This is a genomic window from Limosilactobacillus reuteri subsp. simiae, from assembly GCF_020784875.1.
Lineage (GTDB): Bacteria > Bacillota > Bacilli > Lactobacillales > Lactobacillaceae > Limosilactobacillus > Limosilactobacillus reuteri_H.
Genome location: NZ_JAJGUI010000109.1, coordinates 88719 through 103477 on the forward strand (window position 1 = coordinate 88719; position 14759 = coordinate 103477).

General features: G+C 38.9%; 19 protein-coding genes. 17 read left to right on the forward strand and 2 right to left on the reverse strand.

The features are described 5' to 3' along the window. Nucleotides 1–104: 104 nt before the first annotated feature. A complete protein-coding gene (locus tag LMC10_RS07395) occupies nt 105–635 on the reverse strand; it encodes a GNAT family N-acetyltransferase (RefSeq protein ID WP_035169458.1) in 531 nt (176 codons plus the stop codon). A 114-nt stretch (nt 636–749) separates the two neighbouring features. On the opposite strand from LMC10_RS07395, the gene LMC10_RS07400 reads away from it, so the two are divergent. From LMC10_RS07400 to LMC10_RS07475, 16 genes are all read left to right on the forward strand, one after another. Then, nucleotides 750–1763: a hypothetical protein gene (locus tag LMC10_RS07400; RefSeq protein ID WP_229269359.1), complete on the forward strand. Its 1014-nt coding sequence runs from the start codon at nt 750–752 to the stop codon at nt 1761–1763. Nucleotides 1764–1926: 163 nt separating this feature from the next. Continuing rightward, on the forward strand, nt 1927–2313 hold the full coding sequence (locus LMC10_RS07405; protein WP_229269360.1) for a winged helix-turn-helix transcriptional regulator: 387 nt from the start codon (nt 1927–1929) through the stop codon (nt 2311–2313). Between the two features lie 304 nt (nt 2314–2617). Continuing rightward, on the forward strand, nt 2618–3796 hold the full coding sequence (locus LMC10_RS07410; protein ID WP_229269390.1) for an ammonium transporter: 1179 nt from the start codon (nt 2618–2620) through the stop codon (nt 3794–3796). Between the two features lie 40 nt (nt 3797–3836). Continuing rightward, nucleotides 3837–4355: an AmiS/UreI family transporter gene (locus LMC10_RS07415; RefSeq protein WP_019253683.1), complete on the forward strand. Its 519-nt coding sequence runs from the start codon at nt 3837–3839 to the stop codon at nt 4353–4355. Between the two features lie 30 nt (nt 4356–4385). Further along, entirely contained in the window at nt 4386–4688 is a 303-nt protein-coding gene (locus tag LMC10_RS07420; RefSeq protein WP_035155979.1) for an urease subunit gamma, read from the forward strand. A 30-nt stretch (nt 4689–4718) separates the two neighbouring features. Continuing rightward, nucleotides 4719–5093 carry an urease subunit beta gene (locus LMC10_RS07425; protein ID WP_035155977.1) on the forward strand — a complete coding sequence of 125 codons (375 nt, stop codon included), beginning with the start codon at nt 4719–4721 and terminating at the stop codon, nt 5091–5093. 15 nt (nt 5094–5108) lie between these two features. Next, a complete protein-coding gene (gene ureC / locus LMC10_RS07430; protein ID WP_107721743.1) occupies nt 5109–6830 on the forward strand; it encodes an urease subunit alpha in 1722 nt (573 codons plus the stop codon). Nucleotides 6831–6912: 82 nt separating this feature from the next. Next, a complete protein-coding gene (locus LMC10_RS07435; RefSeq protein WP_124216139.1) occupies nt 6913–7362 on the forward strand; it encodes an urease accessory protein UreE in 450 nt (149 codons plus the stop codon). 13 nt (nt 7363–7375) lie between these two features. Then, nucleotides 7376–8086 (forward strand): urease accessory protein UreF, encoded by a 711-nt coding sequence (locus LMC10_RS07440; protein WP_003664736.1) that lies wholly within the window; start codon nt 7376–7378, stop codon nt 8084–8086. 26 nt (nt 8087–8112) lie between these two features. Next, nucleotides 8113–8739, forward strand: a complete 627-nt coding sequence (ureG, locus tag LMC10_RS07445) for an urease accessory protein UreG (RefSeq protein ID WP_019253681.1) — start codon at nt 8113–8115, stop codon at nt 8737–8739. After that, nucleotides 8729–9583, forward strand: a complete 855-nt coding sequence (locus tag LMC10_RS07450) for an urease accessory protein UreD (RefSeq protein ID WP_229269361.1) — start codon at nt 8729–8731, stop codon at nt 9581–9583. Before ureG ends, LMC10_RS07450 begins: the two co-directional genes overlap by 11 nt. A gap of 15 nt (nt 9584–9598) precedes the next feature. Beyond that, nucleotides 9599–9979, forward strand: a complete 381-nt coding sequence (crcB, locus tag LMC10_RS07455) for a fluoride efflux transporter CrcB (protein WP_035154127.1) — start codon at nt 9599–9601, stop codon at nt 9977–9979. Nucleotides 9980–9994: 15 nt separating this feature from the next. Continuing rightward, nucleotides 9995–10405: a fluoride efflux transporter CrcB gene (gene crcB / locus LMC10_RS07460; RefSeq protein WP_003664732.1), complete on the forward strand. Its 411-nt coding sequence runs from the start codon at nt 9995–9997 to the stop codon at nt 10403–10405. A gap of 19 nt (nt 10406–10424) precedes the next feature. Then, nucleotides 10425–11438 carry a cobalt transporter CbiM gene (gene cbiM / locus LMC10_RS07465; protein ID WP_229269362.1) on the forward strand — a complete coding sequence of 338 codons (1014 nt, stop codon included), beginning with the start codon at nt 10425–10427 and terminating at the stop codon, nt 11436–11438. Continuing rightward, nucleotides 11407–12255: an energy-coupling factor transporter transmembrane component T gene (locus LMC10_RS07470; protein ID WP_003664730.1), complete on the forward strand. Its 849-nt coding sequence runs from the start codon at nt 11407–11409 to the stop codon at nt 12253–12255. Before cbiM ends, LMC10_RS07470 begins: the two co-directional genes overlap by 32 nt. Further along, a complete protein-coding gene (locus LMC10_RS07475) occupies nt 12252–12977 on the forward strand; it encodes an energy-coupling factor ABC transporter ATP-binding protein (RefSeq protein WP_229269363.1) in 726 nt (241 codons plus the stop codon). The genes LMC10_RS07470 and LMC10_RS07475 overlap by 4 nt, the downstream gene beginning before the upstream one ends. Nucleotides 12978–13050: 73 nt before the next feature. Here the strand turns inward: LMC10_RS07475 and LMC10_RS07480 are convergent, their stop codons facing one another. Beyond that, nucleotides 13051–13761: a winged helix-turn-helix domain-containing protein gene (locus LMC10_RS07480; RefSeq protein WP_229269364.1), complete on the reverse strand. Its 711-nt coding sequence runs from the start codon at nt 13759–13761 to the stop codon at nt 13051–13053. 125 nt (nt 13762–13886) lie between these two features. Here LMC10_RS07480 and LMC10_RS07485 point away from each other — a divergent pair, with 125 nt between their 5' ends. Next, nucleotides 13887–14759 (forward strand): phosphate ABC transporter substrate-binding protein, encoded by an 873-nt coding sequence (locus LMC10_RS07485; protein WP_229269365.1) that lies wholly within the window; start codon nt 13887–13889, stop codon nt 14757–14759.

Genomic DNA, 14759 nt, shown 5'->3' on the forward strand with positions numbered 1-14759 from the left:
ATTATAACACTTTTGTGAACCTTATTTTTCTTGACAATAAAAAGAGACTGTTGAAAAAGCAAAAAAAGCTTTTTCAACAGCCTTAAATTAGTAAATTGAAATATTTATTGAATCAGCCAACCAAGCGGCCATGAGAACCACTCAAAGGCCTTATCAATCTTTCGTTGGTTGATTTTTTTATTGGTTGCTAAAACTTGGAATGTGACTTTTTCCTCTTTGAAAAGTTTTGGCGTTGGGAAAAAGCCGTTGCGCCGATAAAATTTAAGTCGTCGTAACCGTTGTTGGTTATTTGCCGCTTGAGGATTCGGTTGCTCAACGTCAAGGGCAAGTGAATCCTCAGGGTAAAGGTGACGAAGCTCATTAATAATCCGAGTCCCATATCCTTGAGAACGGATTTGATCATTAACTGCGAGATACAAAATATAATGCATACCGTGACTGTGAATAACGTAAGCAAATCCAACAAACTGTTCCTGGTCATAGAAGGCCATAAAGTCAGCGCGTTGATACTTACTCTTGATGAGCAACCAGGTCCACGGTTCTCGCTCATATTTCGGGAATGCGCGCATATATAATTGTTTAACTTGTTTATATTCTTTTAAACTCAACCTCACGGGCTGTATGTCTAAATCCAAATAATATCACTCCTTGTAGTTAAATATTTTACCAGAAAAGGATTAAATAGACAATTTGAAATCAAACATTTGTTCTGATATAGTAATACAGTATTTTAGGAGAGGGATGAGAAGATGGATAAAATCATTGTGTTGACCCGTCAACAGCGAGAAGATATTTTACAACAGTTAAGGCCAGACCAGGTTCAGGCATTGAGTGAATTTACGCGTTATGCGATGCTATCGCGTTTTCATACCCACCACTATCTCAAACAGACTGACTGGGAGTTCCAAGGGATGGTAATTGACCCATGGTATCAGCGACAACATGATCATCCTGGCGACAACCTCTATTGTGATTGTGGTCGGCGTTTAAAAAATCAATTTATCTTACGTTCGCGGACAACTGGTCGGCAGCTATTTTTGGGCATTTCTCACTTTCAGCAGCATGCAAGCATTCCCCATAAAGTTGCTAGGGAGATCCAGGCAGGCATTAATGAGATTAACCTGTATATGGATAGTATTCTTTTGGCTTATCAAGCTGGTCGGTGTTTTCCAAAAAAGATATTCCAGTTTGTTGTTGCTCAGCACGGATTTAAGAACCAGGAAGGGACGATCCTTTACCAGCGATGCAACTTATTTAGTCAGGTTGACCTTCCACTCCACCAACGCGATTATCAAGATCTGCAAACCTTATATCACCAATTAAAACAAGGAGTTGCTCACCGCCTTACCAAAGAAGAGATTACGCAATTACGAGATGATATTGCAACGGATTGGCGGCAAATTGACCAGCAGATTACGATGTTTAATTATCTTCTCCGTCAACACGGTCTCACAGTTCAAGACCTTCACCGGATCAAGAGTAATTCAATTAACTATGCTTTACAGCGTCGGAAAACCCGTTTCATGATTCATGACTATAAGCAGTTTAAGGATGTAACTTTGACGAAGGCACGGAGCCAATTAGCGATTAAATTACGGCAGTTATCATTCTACTTGCAAATATTCCAGCCAAATGGGTTAGCGAAAGTACAGTGTGAACAAGCGCAACAAATATTGATCGCTCATAAGATGAGTAGTCCTAAATCACATTTCTTTGGAATAAAAGAGGCACAAATTTTACTAAAAAGTAAATATACAATATAATGTTATTGGTAGCGATTTCATTAAATGGATTGACTTTAAAATGATATTTGTCTTTAAAAATAATAATATGATAAATGAATAGAGGTTATCTTTTGAGATTGCTTTTCGCTCATGTTATAATTTGTGATGATTATTACAATATTTTGTACGCGGGAGTGGGTTAATGATGAATCAAGAAACTAATCATGGCATTACTTATTCTTTAAGCCTTTTGCGCAATGGTGATTACTCTAAAGCTCTTTTCTGGCTGGGAATAAAACCGTTAGACTTTGATGAATTACATGAATTGTTGACTAATATTTCTGATAATCAATTGATAACGATAATTAAGGAATTGCAAACCAAATATTTGATCAGTCCGATTAAAGAAGCTGGTTGTTTTGTTCTCACGGAAGGTGGTCAAGAATTTGCCCGTCTCGTTATGTCTTTGGGAGTATGGGGACGTCAACAAATGGATGAAAATGGTGGCAATGATAGCGTTCAAGTTGTGCTTCCTGATTCTTCCATGGAGCAAACAGAACTATTAAAGTATCGAAATACGGTTGAATAGTATATTTAGTTTTACTAAACCCTACACGGATAAAAGATAAATTAAATTAATTACACTAATAAAACAAAAGCCTATGAGACTATCGATTCTCATAGGCTTTTTTAGTAGTTATATTTTTTATGAAAATAAAAACCTTATTTCTTGTAATAATTAATATAAATAGTATTATAAAAGTGAATATTAGTGAAAAGGCTTTAATAATCATTTAGCGATTACGTGTTTATTATCAATATTTCATTAATAAATCAATTAGCAGTAAAGGAGGAATTATATTTTGCATATTAATAGTGGTGACACAGCGTTTATGATGCTCTGTACGGCAATGGTTTGTCTGATGACACCAGGCCTCGCTTTCTTTTACGGCGGTTTAGCTCGGAAGCGCAGTGTTTTATATATCATGATGCAATCATTTATTTCAATGGGAATCGTTACACTGATTTGGATTTACGGTGGATTTGGTCTTGCATTTGGAAAAGATGAGGGGGGAGTTATCGGAAGGATTTCTGATTACTTTGCTTTGGCTAATGTTGGATTAGTACCAAGTTCAGTTCACGCTGCTTCTATTCCATTTACTTTATTCTTCCTATTCCAGTTAATGTTTTGTGTAATCACAGTTCCATTAATTAGTGGAGCCTTTGCAGAACGGCTGAATATGAAAGGGTATATTCTTCTCGATATTTTCTGGACATACCTTGTTTATATTCCAGTATGTCACTGGGTATGGGGTAATGGTTTCTTAGCAAAGTGGGGCTTTGTTGACTTCGCTGGTGGAACGGTTATTCATACCACTGCTGGTTTTGCCGCCTTAGCAAGTATTATTGTGCTCGGTAAACGGAAATTGAAGCATGCGGGAATGAAGCCAAGTAATTTGATGGCTGCCGCAATCGGAACCGGGCTTCTTTGGTTTGGCTGGTTTGGCTTTAATTCAGGTGGGGCCTTAAAAGCAGGTGCTCTATCTACCAAGGCTTTTGCTAATACTGCGATTGGACTAGCTAGCGGAATGATTGTGTGGGTCTTATATGCCAAGTTTGTTCGTGGGAAGGCTAATTTTATTGATGTTTTAACTGGTTCAGTTGCTGGTTTAGCTACAATTACCCCTTGTGCTGGGTACATTAATCCTGCTGCCGCGGTCTTAGTTGGTTTAGCAGCTGGGGTTATCTGTAATGTGGCTGTTAGTCTTCAAGAAAAGATTGGCTGGGATGACGCGCTTGGTGTTTGGGGAGTTCACGGTATCGGTGGATTCACCGGAACAATTTTAATTGGTATCTTAGCAGATAAAACCGTTAATGGTGTTGCTGCAAGTGGTCACCAATTCTTGATTCAAGCTGGTGGCGTTATCTTAGTTGCTGCTTATTCGTTTGCAATTACCTTTATCTTACTTAAGGTTTTAGGTGCAATTACTAATATTCGTCCTTCTGATGAAATCATTCAAGAAGGTCTTGATCAAACGTTGCTTAATGAAACGACATACGACATTGATTAGTACTCTTTAACTCGTCTCAATGAAAGGAGGCGAAAATGAATTGTTAGGTTGTATATTGCTTTATGTCGGCATGGTACTAATGAGTAATGGTTTCTATGCTGTGGAAGACATAAAGGATAAATCGATTGTGGTTATGAACTTCTTTACCGGTGGTCTCAGTTTAACTCTTAATATCGTTGCGTTATCTTGGGGAATTATCAACAATAAACCGGCAAGTTGGTTCTATGCCAGTGCCACTGGGTTGCTATTCGCATTTACTTATCTTTATGTAGCTTTTAACACTCTCTGTGATTTCGACCAACGACTTTATGGTTGGTTTAGTTTGTTTGTTGCGATTAATTCAATTCCAGCTGGGATTCTTTGTTTCCAAAATTATGGTGGAAATTGGATGTATGGAATCATCTGGTGGGCCTGGGGAATTCTCTGGTTAACAGGATTCTTGACTAACAATCTAAAAATAAATCTTGGGAAGTTTCCAGGATATTTAGGAATTATTGAAGGAATTTGTACAGCATGGATTCCTGGATTCTTAATGCTCCTGAACTGCTGGCCTAACTAACTCAATTTAGGCAGAAAGGAAGGATATACAATGAGGCTCACAAAGCGTGAACAGGAAAAAATGATGATTAGTTTAGCCGGAATGGTTGCTGAAAAGCGTAAGGACCGTGGCTTAAAGCTAAATGAACCAGAAGCAGTTGCCTTAATCACCAGTCGTTTAATGGAAGGTGCCCGTGATGGTAAGACCGTGGGTGACTTAATGAACGCTGGGGCTACTTGGCTAACAAAGGATGATGTTATGGAAGGTGTTCCAGAAATGATCCCAATGATCCAAGTTGAAGCAACATTCCCTGATGGCACTAAGCTAATTACTGTTACTGACCCAATTCGTTAATTATTAGCATAGATAAAAGGAGGAAACAAAATGGTTCCTGGAGAATACAAATTACAACCAGATAAAGTTCCATACAATGTTGGTTACGATGACATTTCACTCAAAGTAAAAAACGTTGGTGACCGTCCTGTCCAAGTTGGTTCAGAATATCACTTCTATGAAGCTAATGAAGAAGGGCTCCAATTCGACCGTAGTCAAGCTTGGGGCAAGCACCTTGATATTCCAGCTGGTACTGCTATTCGTCTAGAAGCTGGTGAAGAGCGGACCGTTAAGCTAATTGATTTTGGTGGTAAGCGCCGTGTATTCGGCTTTAACAACAAGGTCAATGGTTGGCTTGATGTTGATAAGAAGGCCGATACCTTTAATGGATACCCATTTGAGAAGAGTTATCCCGAAGAGAAGTAAAGAGGAGGTAAAGTTATGAGTTTTGATATGGATCACGAGCAGTTTGCCTCATTTTATGGACCAACTACTGGCGATAGTGTACGACTAGGCGACACTGATCTGTTTGCCAAGATTGAAAAAGACCTAACAGTTCATGGTCAAGAAAGTCTTTTTGGTGGTGGAAAAGTTCTTCGTGACGGTATGGGTGTTAGTGCTACTGAAACACGTGCCGAGAATCCAATGGTTGCTGATTTAATTATTTCTGATGCAATTATTATTGACTGGACTGGTATTTACAAAGCCGATATTGGTATTCGTGATGGTAAGATCTTAGCCATTGGTAAGGGTGGTAACCCAGACGTCATGGATAACGTTGATTTCATTGTCGGTGCAAGTACTGAAGCCATTTCTGGTGAAGGAATGATTGTTACTGCTGGTGGAATTGACTTACACGTTCACTACATTACACCATCAATTGCCCAAGCAGCTTTGGATAACGGTATTACGACTCTCTTTGGTGGTGGTACTGGTCCTGCCAATGGTACTCGTTCAGCTACTTGTAACCCAGGTGCTTGGTATACTCATCGGATGTTACAAGCCGTTGATAATGCACCTATTAACTATGGATTGATGGCAAAGGGTTCTGGTGATCGTCCAGAACTAATCGGCGAACAAGTTGAAGCTGGTTGTGCTGCTATTAAGACCCACGAAGACTGGGGTGCAACTGCAGCCGGAATTGAAAATTCAATTGCTGCTGCTAACAAGTATGATGTTCAATACGCTGTCCACACTGACTCATTGAACGAAGGTGGATTCGTTGAAAATACTATCAATGCGTTCGATGGCAACACAGTTCACACATTCCACACAGAAGGTGCCGGTGGTGGACACGCTCCTGACATTATGGTTGTCTGTGGTCAAGACAACGTTCTTCCATCATCAACTACGCCAACTAACCCATATTGTAAGAACACTCTTGATGAATTGTTCTACATGACAATGGTTTGCCACAACCTTAATCCAAAGATTCCTGATGACGTTGCCTTTGCTGAATCACGGATTCGGAAGCAAACTGAAGCTGCTGAAGACGTTCTCCAAGACATGGGTGCCCTTAGTATGATGACTTCTGATGCGCAAGCTATGGGACGTGTTGGAGAAGTTGCAATGCGGACTTGGCAATTAGCAAGCAAGATGAAGAAGGTTCGTGGGCCACTAGATGGCGATTCCAAGTACGATGATAACAACCGGATTAAGCGTTACGTTGCTAAATACACAATTAATCCAGCTATCTGTAATGGTATTTCCGATTATGTTGGTTCAATTGAAGTTGGTAAGTATGCCGACTTAAACATTTGGAACCCACAATACTTCGGAACTAAGCCAGATATGGTTATCAAGAACGGAATGATCACATACGGTATTGCTGGTGATCCAAGTTCAAGTCTTCCAACACCTGAACCAGTTCTTGAACGGTTCCTTTACGGTGCTGAAGGTCGAGCTGTTAACCATACATGTGTAACTTATGTATCTCAATATGCATATGACCATGGTATTAAGGAACAACTTGGTTTGAACAAGACGATCTTACCTGTTCACAATACGCGGAGTCTTACTAAGGCCAACATGAAGCTTAACAACTACACTCCAAAGACAATTGAAATTGATCCACAAACTTACAAAGTAACGATTGATGGTGAGTTGATCACTTGTGATGCTGCACCAACATTGCCATTAACTCAACGTTACTACCTATACTAATCTAATTTAGATTTATCCAGGGGATTGGGAGCCGTGCCCCAATCTCCTTTTATAAAAAAATATAAAAAGAGGTTTTATACTTATGGTTTTAACAGAAGTTTATCGTAACGTAGATGATATTCCTAATATTGGTAGTTATCACATTGAAACTGCAATGGTTAAAAGTGATGATTTAATGAAAAATATTCTCCGGGTAAAGACAGATCATGGCAACGAATATGGCATTCGTCTCGATAATGAAGATCAGATTTTAGAGAATGGTTCTGCCTTTAAGCTTGGCGATAAGCAATTGCTTGTCTTGAGCGTAATCGCTGATGAAATGATTGAGATAACGCCACGCGACATTGATGAAATGGGTCTTGTAGCTCACTTCCTTGGTAATTTACACAAGCCAGTCCAAATTAAGGATGGTAAAATCTCACTTCTCCTCGATAAAGTTGTCGTTAAAATGCTTGATAAGGAAGATATTAATTATGAACTAAAGAAGGTTCAACTAGACCAACCACTTGAGTACCTTGATTTGACAAAGTAAGTAGGGATAGATAATGGAAAATGAATTAACAAAGAAACTCAACTATCTTGAAGTTTTTCAAATTTGTGATTCGACCTTCCCAATCGGTACATTTAATCACTCGTTCGGAATGGAAAATTATTTGCGGACTAATGTGATTAAAAAAGCCCCTGAGTTTCGTATTTGGCTTGAGAACTATTATCGTTCGCAATTTAGATTTGGTGAAGGCTTGCTCGTCAAGCTGTGCTATGAAGCCATTGATAAGCATGATTTTGACAAGCTCATTGAATATGATGATCAGATTACGAAATCAACTTTAGCAACTGAAACACGGAACGGGACAAAGCTGATCGCTCACCAAATGATTATTTTAATCGATAAAATTTATGGCGATAAGGTTCCGCACCTAAAGGAATATGCTAAAGCGATTGAAGATGGGAAGGCATATGGAAACCCTGCAATCGTCTTCTCAATGTTTGCTCATTATAAGGGCGTTCCATTGATGGATGCATTCTTGATGTACGGGTATAGCGTTGCCTCCACATTAGTCTTAAATGCGGTTCGAGCAATTCCATTAGGGCAGCGTGAAGGACAAGTAATCTTAAACGACCTAATTAAGTTATTAAAGCCATTATATAAGCGGGTAATGAAATTAGATGCGTCCTACATTGGTGCTAATGCTCCAGGACTTGAGATGGCACAGATTAATCACGAAACACAAGAATCACGATTGTTCATGTCTTAATTATTTTGGAAGGGAAGTTAAAATTTATGAAACGTGCAGTACGAATTGGTGTTGGTGGTCCTGTTGGGTCAGGAAAAACGCAATTAATCGAACGGCTTACCCGGCGGATTCATAATGATTATAATATCGCGGTAATTACTAATGATATTTACACTAAATGGGATGCCGAATATATGGCTAAGAATTCGGTTCTTGATGAAGACCGGATCATTGGGGTTGAAACAGGTGGCTGTCCTCACACTGCTATTCGTGAAGATGCCTCAATGAATATGGCTGCTGTTGACGAACTCGAACAACGGTTTAACAATGACCTTGACTTGATCTTTATCGAAAGTGGTGGAGATAACTTAGCTGCAACTTTCAGTCCAGAATTAGTTGACTTCTCAATCTATATTATTGATGTCGCTGAAGGTGAAAAGATTCCACGGAAAGCTGGACAAGGAATGATCAAGTCTGACCTCTTCATTATTAATAAGACAGACTTGGCTAAATATGTTGGCGCTGATCTTGACCGGATGAAGAAAGATTCAGAAAAATTCCGGAATGATGGCAACTTCCTCTTTACTAACTTAAAGAAGGATATTGGTCTTGATGGAGTTGTTGATTGGCTGAAGAAAGATGTATTACTTGAGGACTTGGAAGATGAAAAGTAAAGATTATGATGGCATGATCGACCTCGAATTTACCCATACAAAAGGACGCGACTTTGCTAAGCGTACTTTCCGAAAGGGGAATTCATGGTTATCATTTTGCCAACCCAATAAAGATAACATTCCATATTACTTTCTCATAACTACAGGTGGCGGATACGTTGAGGGTGAAAAATATCATCATCAAATTACATTAGATGATAATAGTCACGCGATTGTAACTACCCAATCACCAACCTATGTTTATAAGTGTGAAAATCATCAAATGACAACCCAAGAAGATGATTTTCATCTCGGTAAGAATGCAATCTTAGAATTTTATCAAGATGAAACGATTCCATATAAAGATGCATGTTATCGGCAAACAACAACCATCGATATGGAAAAGGGTGCTAAGTTGATTTTAACTGATGGCCTTTCTAAAGGATGGTCACCAGATGGAGCACCTTTCCAATATGATGAAGTGGGTTTGCAAACAAAAATTAACTATGATGGTCAGTTAGTATATAACGATTATCTGTTGGTTGACCCAGAATCTGATCCAATGCAGGAAATTGGTTATTTTGAAGGTAAACTAAACTTCAATTCAGTTGTCATTATTGATGAAAATATCACACAAAAGACAGTTGAAGAATTGCGGAAGTATTTGGAACAGTTTGACGTTAATATTCATTATGGCATTTCCCTGCTTGAAAAAGATGGAATGGTGCTGCGGTTATTGAGTAACAGTGCTTTTGAAAACCACAAATTAATGTGGAAGTTTATTAGTTACTACCGTGAAAAGATTCTTCACTTCTCTGAACTCAACTTGCGGAAGAGTGAACACCTTGAACGAGAACAAGCTTAGATGGGTGAATAGTAAATGAATATTATTGTTACAGATTTACTTGCGGCCGGAGTTGGTGCATTTTTTGGTGGTGGACTACGAAGCCTACTATCAGATGTATTAAATTCTGACTATGACCACTACCGGTGGGGAACCATTATGGCGAACTTAATTGGTTCGTTACTGATTGGTGTTTTTGCCGGGATGGTTACTAGTGATGAGTTGCGGAATACAATGAATGTTTTACTAGCGACTGGCTTTTGTGGTGGCCTAACTACTTTTTCTACATTTTCACTAGAAACTTTGAAATACTTCAAAAGTGGTAAAAAGCTTTTAGCCTGGACTTATTGGGTAGGAAGCGTAATTGCCTGCATTTGCTGTGTTTACTTAGGATTATGGTTTCACTCGTGGTTGTAGAAAGGAGTTAGTAAGATGACCAATGGTTTGAAGTTACTAGTAATTGGTTGTGGCTGCTTTTTCGGTGGCGTTCTCCGCTATGCCTGTGAATTGGTTTCAGATTTATGGATTAATCCACCATTTGCTGATCCGTTAGCAGTTTTGATTGTTAATGCTGTCGGTTGTTTCATTATTGGACTATTTACTGGCTGGGCATTGAAGAAAATTGTCCCCAAAGATTGGCATACGATAATTACTACCGGTTTTTGTGGCGGTCTAACAACTTTTTCATCCTTTGCTCAGGGAATTACAGTATTGTTTATGGGCGGTCATATCTGGGTAGGAATTTTCTATATTTTAGCCGATATGATTTTAGGATTATTTGCGGTTTACGCTGGTCTTTTCCTAGTAATGGGAAAGAATTATGGCGAGGAGTTGTTGAAATAGGTTAAAAGGAGTGGGATTAGTGCATATTCCAGATAATTATTTGAGTCCGGCTACTTGTGCAGTAATGTTTGCGGTTGCTGCGCCAGTGGTTGCGGTCTCGGCTAAAAAAGTCAAAGTGCAGTTAAAAGAACATCGTGAACTTGCACCAATGCTGGGGATTGCGGCCTCATTATCATTTTTGATGATGATGTTTAATGTTCCAGTACCTGGTGGAACGAGTGCACACGCGGTTGGAGGTACGCTGCTTGCAATCTTAATTGGGCCATATGCGGCTTCGATTGCGGTTACCGTCGCGCTAATCTTACAGGCGTTTTTATTTGGCGATGGCGGAATTTTAGCTTTGGGAGCTAATATTTTTAATATGGCGATTATCATGCCGTTTACCGGTTATTGGATTTATAACTTTTTGCGTAAACACCATCATGCAAGCTTAGGAGCGATTATTGGTTCGTATTGTGGCATTAATCTTGCCGCTTTAATGGCAGGGTTTGAGTTAGGAATTCAGCCATTAATTGCGCATACGGCGAGTGGTGCACCCCTATATAATCCGTATCCATTAGCCGTAACGATTCCAGCAATGGCATTTGCCCATCTAGCAGTAGCAGGATGGATCGAAGCTTTCTTTACCTATGTTGTTTATGTTTTTGTCAAGAAAGTTGCGCCTGCTGAAATTTACAAGAATGATCAGCAAAAAACGCCTAAAAAAGGCTCTCTTAAATATCTGGTATATGTCATTATTGGTTTAGTTGTCCTTTCGCCAATTGGGTTGCTCGCTAGTGGAACGGCTTTTGGTGAATGGGATAAGACTGAGTTGCTTCACCGCTTAAAATTAGAACATATTTCAAGTTCAGTACCTGCAGGGATGAATCATGGCTTTAACTATACAGCATTGTTTGGCGACTATACGATTCCCGGAACAAGTTTGCCAATTGGCTATATTTTAAGCGCAATTACAGCAATATTAATTTTCTTCTTAATAAGTAAGGTGCTGATGGCAGTCTATGGTTCAACAAACAAAGCCCCAAATAAATAACCAACCTAAAAATAAACCAATAGAAAAGTTACCGGTCTGGTTGATGAATTCAGAGCGGCATCAAGTTCCCCTAACAAAGGGGCGGTTAGTGCAAGATAACTTGAGCAAATTTGCCGCATTGGTTGCTTTTCTTACACGCATTACGCCAGTTTATTCTGCTAAGAATTCACCATGGGTTCGAATTGTTGAACTGATCGGTTTAACAATTTTGATCGTATTATCATCACAAGTTATGTTTTTATGGTTAATGCTAATCCTGATGTTAGTTCACCTGCTTATTTTGCCTGGATCGGTAATAATTACAATTAGTAAAAAGCTTTGTAAATTATTGCTTGTTTCATTAGTTGTCCTTTTACCAAGTTTATTATTACAGGCAAATAATATTGGATTATTTTTAGCGCGGATTGCACTAATCATGTTAAATATTTCCATATTCTTAAGTATTACTTCTTGGCCGCAATTCATTCAAGGATTGAAACAATTACATTTACCGAATGTCATCATTCTAACTCTTGATATTACAATGAAATATGTTTATACATTAGGCGTTTATATTCAGGAATTATTGAGCAGTATTAAATTACGGACATTTGGTCAACACGTAAATCGGCGTGTTTTAGGCGTAATTATCGGACAAGTATATCTATCAGCAAAGAAGCGAACCAGTGACCTTTACCAAGCAATGTTATTACGGGGATATAATAGTAATAATGTTGCGAGTTGGAGACTTAGTTGGAATAAATATGACGTTATTAGTATGGGAGAATTGTTACTAGCAATTGTTGCATACTGCTTAATACGAGGAGTGGTTGCATGATCAAAATAGCTAACGGAGCTTATACTTATGGAACGCAAACGGGTTTTCATGATGTAAATATCAACGTTAATCATGGGGATGCGGTCTGTATCATGGGTCCAAACGGGTCTGGAAAATCGACACTATTGAAAACAATTGTGGGACTATTTAGTTTGGAGAATGGTAAATATACATTTAATGACCAGACGATTGATAAGAAGTTCTTAAAAGATTCAACTAAAACTGGTCCATTTTATCAAAAGTTTGGCTTTGTCTTCCAAAATAGTGACATTCAATTATTTAATACCAGTGTAACTGATGAGATTGCATTTGGTCCCCAACATTTAGGACTTCCGCAGCATGAAATTGATCAACGAGTAAATGATTGTTTGAAACTTCTGAAAATTGAACGGCTACGTGATCGGGTTCCTTATCACCTTTCTGGTGGGGAACAGAAACTCGTGGCGATTGCGAGTGTTCTGGCAATGAATCCTGACATTGTAATTCTTGATGAACCGTTTAATGGTTTATCGCCAAAATATCGGGCATTGATAACGCAGATTGTTAACCAGCTTCATCATGCGGGAAAAACAATTATTATTTCGAGCCACCATTTTAACCAGATTAGATCGTTAGTCGACCGGGTTTATGTTTTTTCTGAAGACCATACTATTACCCGGGAAATAACTGCAGATCAATTGGAAGAAATGCCCCGCTTTATTGATTACTTAGATAATTTATAAAATGAGAGATGTTTGTAACAAAAAATGAACGCTAATGTTAACTATTAACATTTAGCGCTCATTTTTTATTATTTTAAACAAATTTGTAGCCAAATCCCCGTACTGTGAGAAGGTGAGTAGGGTGTTGAGAGTCATCTTCAAGTTTATCGCGGAGGTGACTGATATGAATGTCAACGATCCGTGAAGTATCAAGGATATCATATCCCCAGACCCCATTAACGAGTTGATCCCGGTTTAATACCTGTCCTTTATGGTCAACTAAGTAGGAAAGTAGTTGAAATTCCTTGGGGGTTAAAGCAATTGTTTTATCATTTTTAGTAACAGTATAGGTTTCTTGATTAATTTCCCATGATCCAGTAGTTATTACTGGGTCATTTTTGGTCGTATTATCATCAGCCAAGGAATGCATCTGTGGATAGTGGTAAGTCCACAAGCGCTGCTGAATTAGGGGGCGGAAAACACTGGGAAAAAGGGGAAATTCAATTATATCATCAACATGTGCTCGGTATAATTTTCGTTGAATGCGTTCCGTAAGGTGGGGGACCAAAACGGTAATTGGTCCTTGGACTTGCGACCTAATAAGGGTCATGGTAGCAATCGTGGTGTCTAAGCTTACCTCCGTCATATCCCACCAAATTCCGCTAATTTGATTTTTTTCTAAGGCTACTACTAAGCCAGTCGGAGTAGTCACGAGCTCATAGGTCCAGTGTTCTTTTTTACAAATAGCTTGTAACTGTTGGACGAGATCGTCTTGCTGGCTCATTAGCAAAAATTTCTTGGTCATAATACTTTCTCCAAAATTTACATAACCTTTACATTACAAAGATTAAAAATTTACATCGACTTGCTATTCTCTATTTGTACCATACGAAATATATGAAAACAACTAATAAACAGGTAGGAATAGTAATGAAAAAAACGATTATCGGGGTTGTTATCGTCGCAATAGTTTGTTGGCTAGGCGGGTCATGGGTACTCGCTAAGCAACAACCATCACAAGAAAAAATTACCATTGTCGGCTCAACAGCTCTTCAACCATTAGCTGAAGCAGTTGCAAATGATTACCGAACTAAGCATCCCCAAACCAGCATTATTGTGCAGGGTGGTGGTTCAGGAACCGGACTTAGTCAAGTGCAAGCAGGAGCGGTAAATATCGGATCTGCTGATATCTTTGCTGACCAGCAAGACGGGATTAATGCGAATAAATTAGATGATAATATTGTTGCTGTTTCGGGAATAGTCCCAATCGTTAATGAAGAGCTTGGGATTAAGAATTTGACAATGCAACAGCTGCAACAAATTTTTACGGGACAAATTACGAATTGGCAAGAAGTTGGCGGACCGGATTTGCCAATTACAGTTATTAATCGTGCTCATGGGAGTGGAACTCGGGTTGCGTTTGAACAAACAGTATTGAAACCGGGGATGCAGGCAGTGAATGCTCAAGAACAAGATTCAAACGGGACAGTCAAAGAAATTATTAGAAATACACCAGGGGCAATCAGCTATATTGCATTTGCTTATCTTAATGACCAAGTTCAGTCAGTTAACCTTGATGGAGTAGCGCCAACTGCTGATAATGTTACAACTAATAAGTGGCCATTATGGTCATATGAGCATATGTACACGCAAAAACAACCATCCCAATCAACTGCAAGTTTCATTAAATATATGCAAAGCGAGAAAGTCCAAAAGACGCTCGTAACAGAAGCTCACTATATTAGCATTCATGATATGAAAGTTGAAAAAACACCAACTGGGAAAGTAACTGAAAGGAAATAG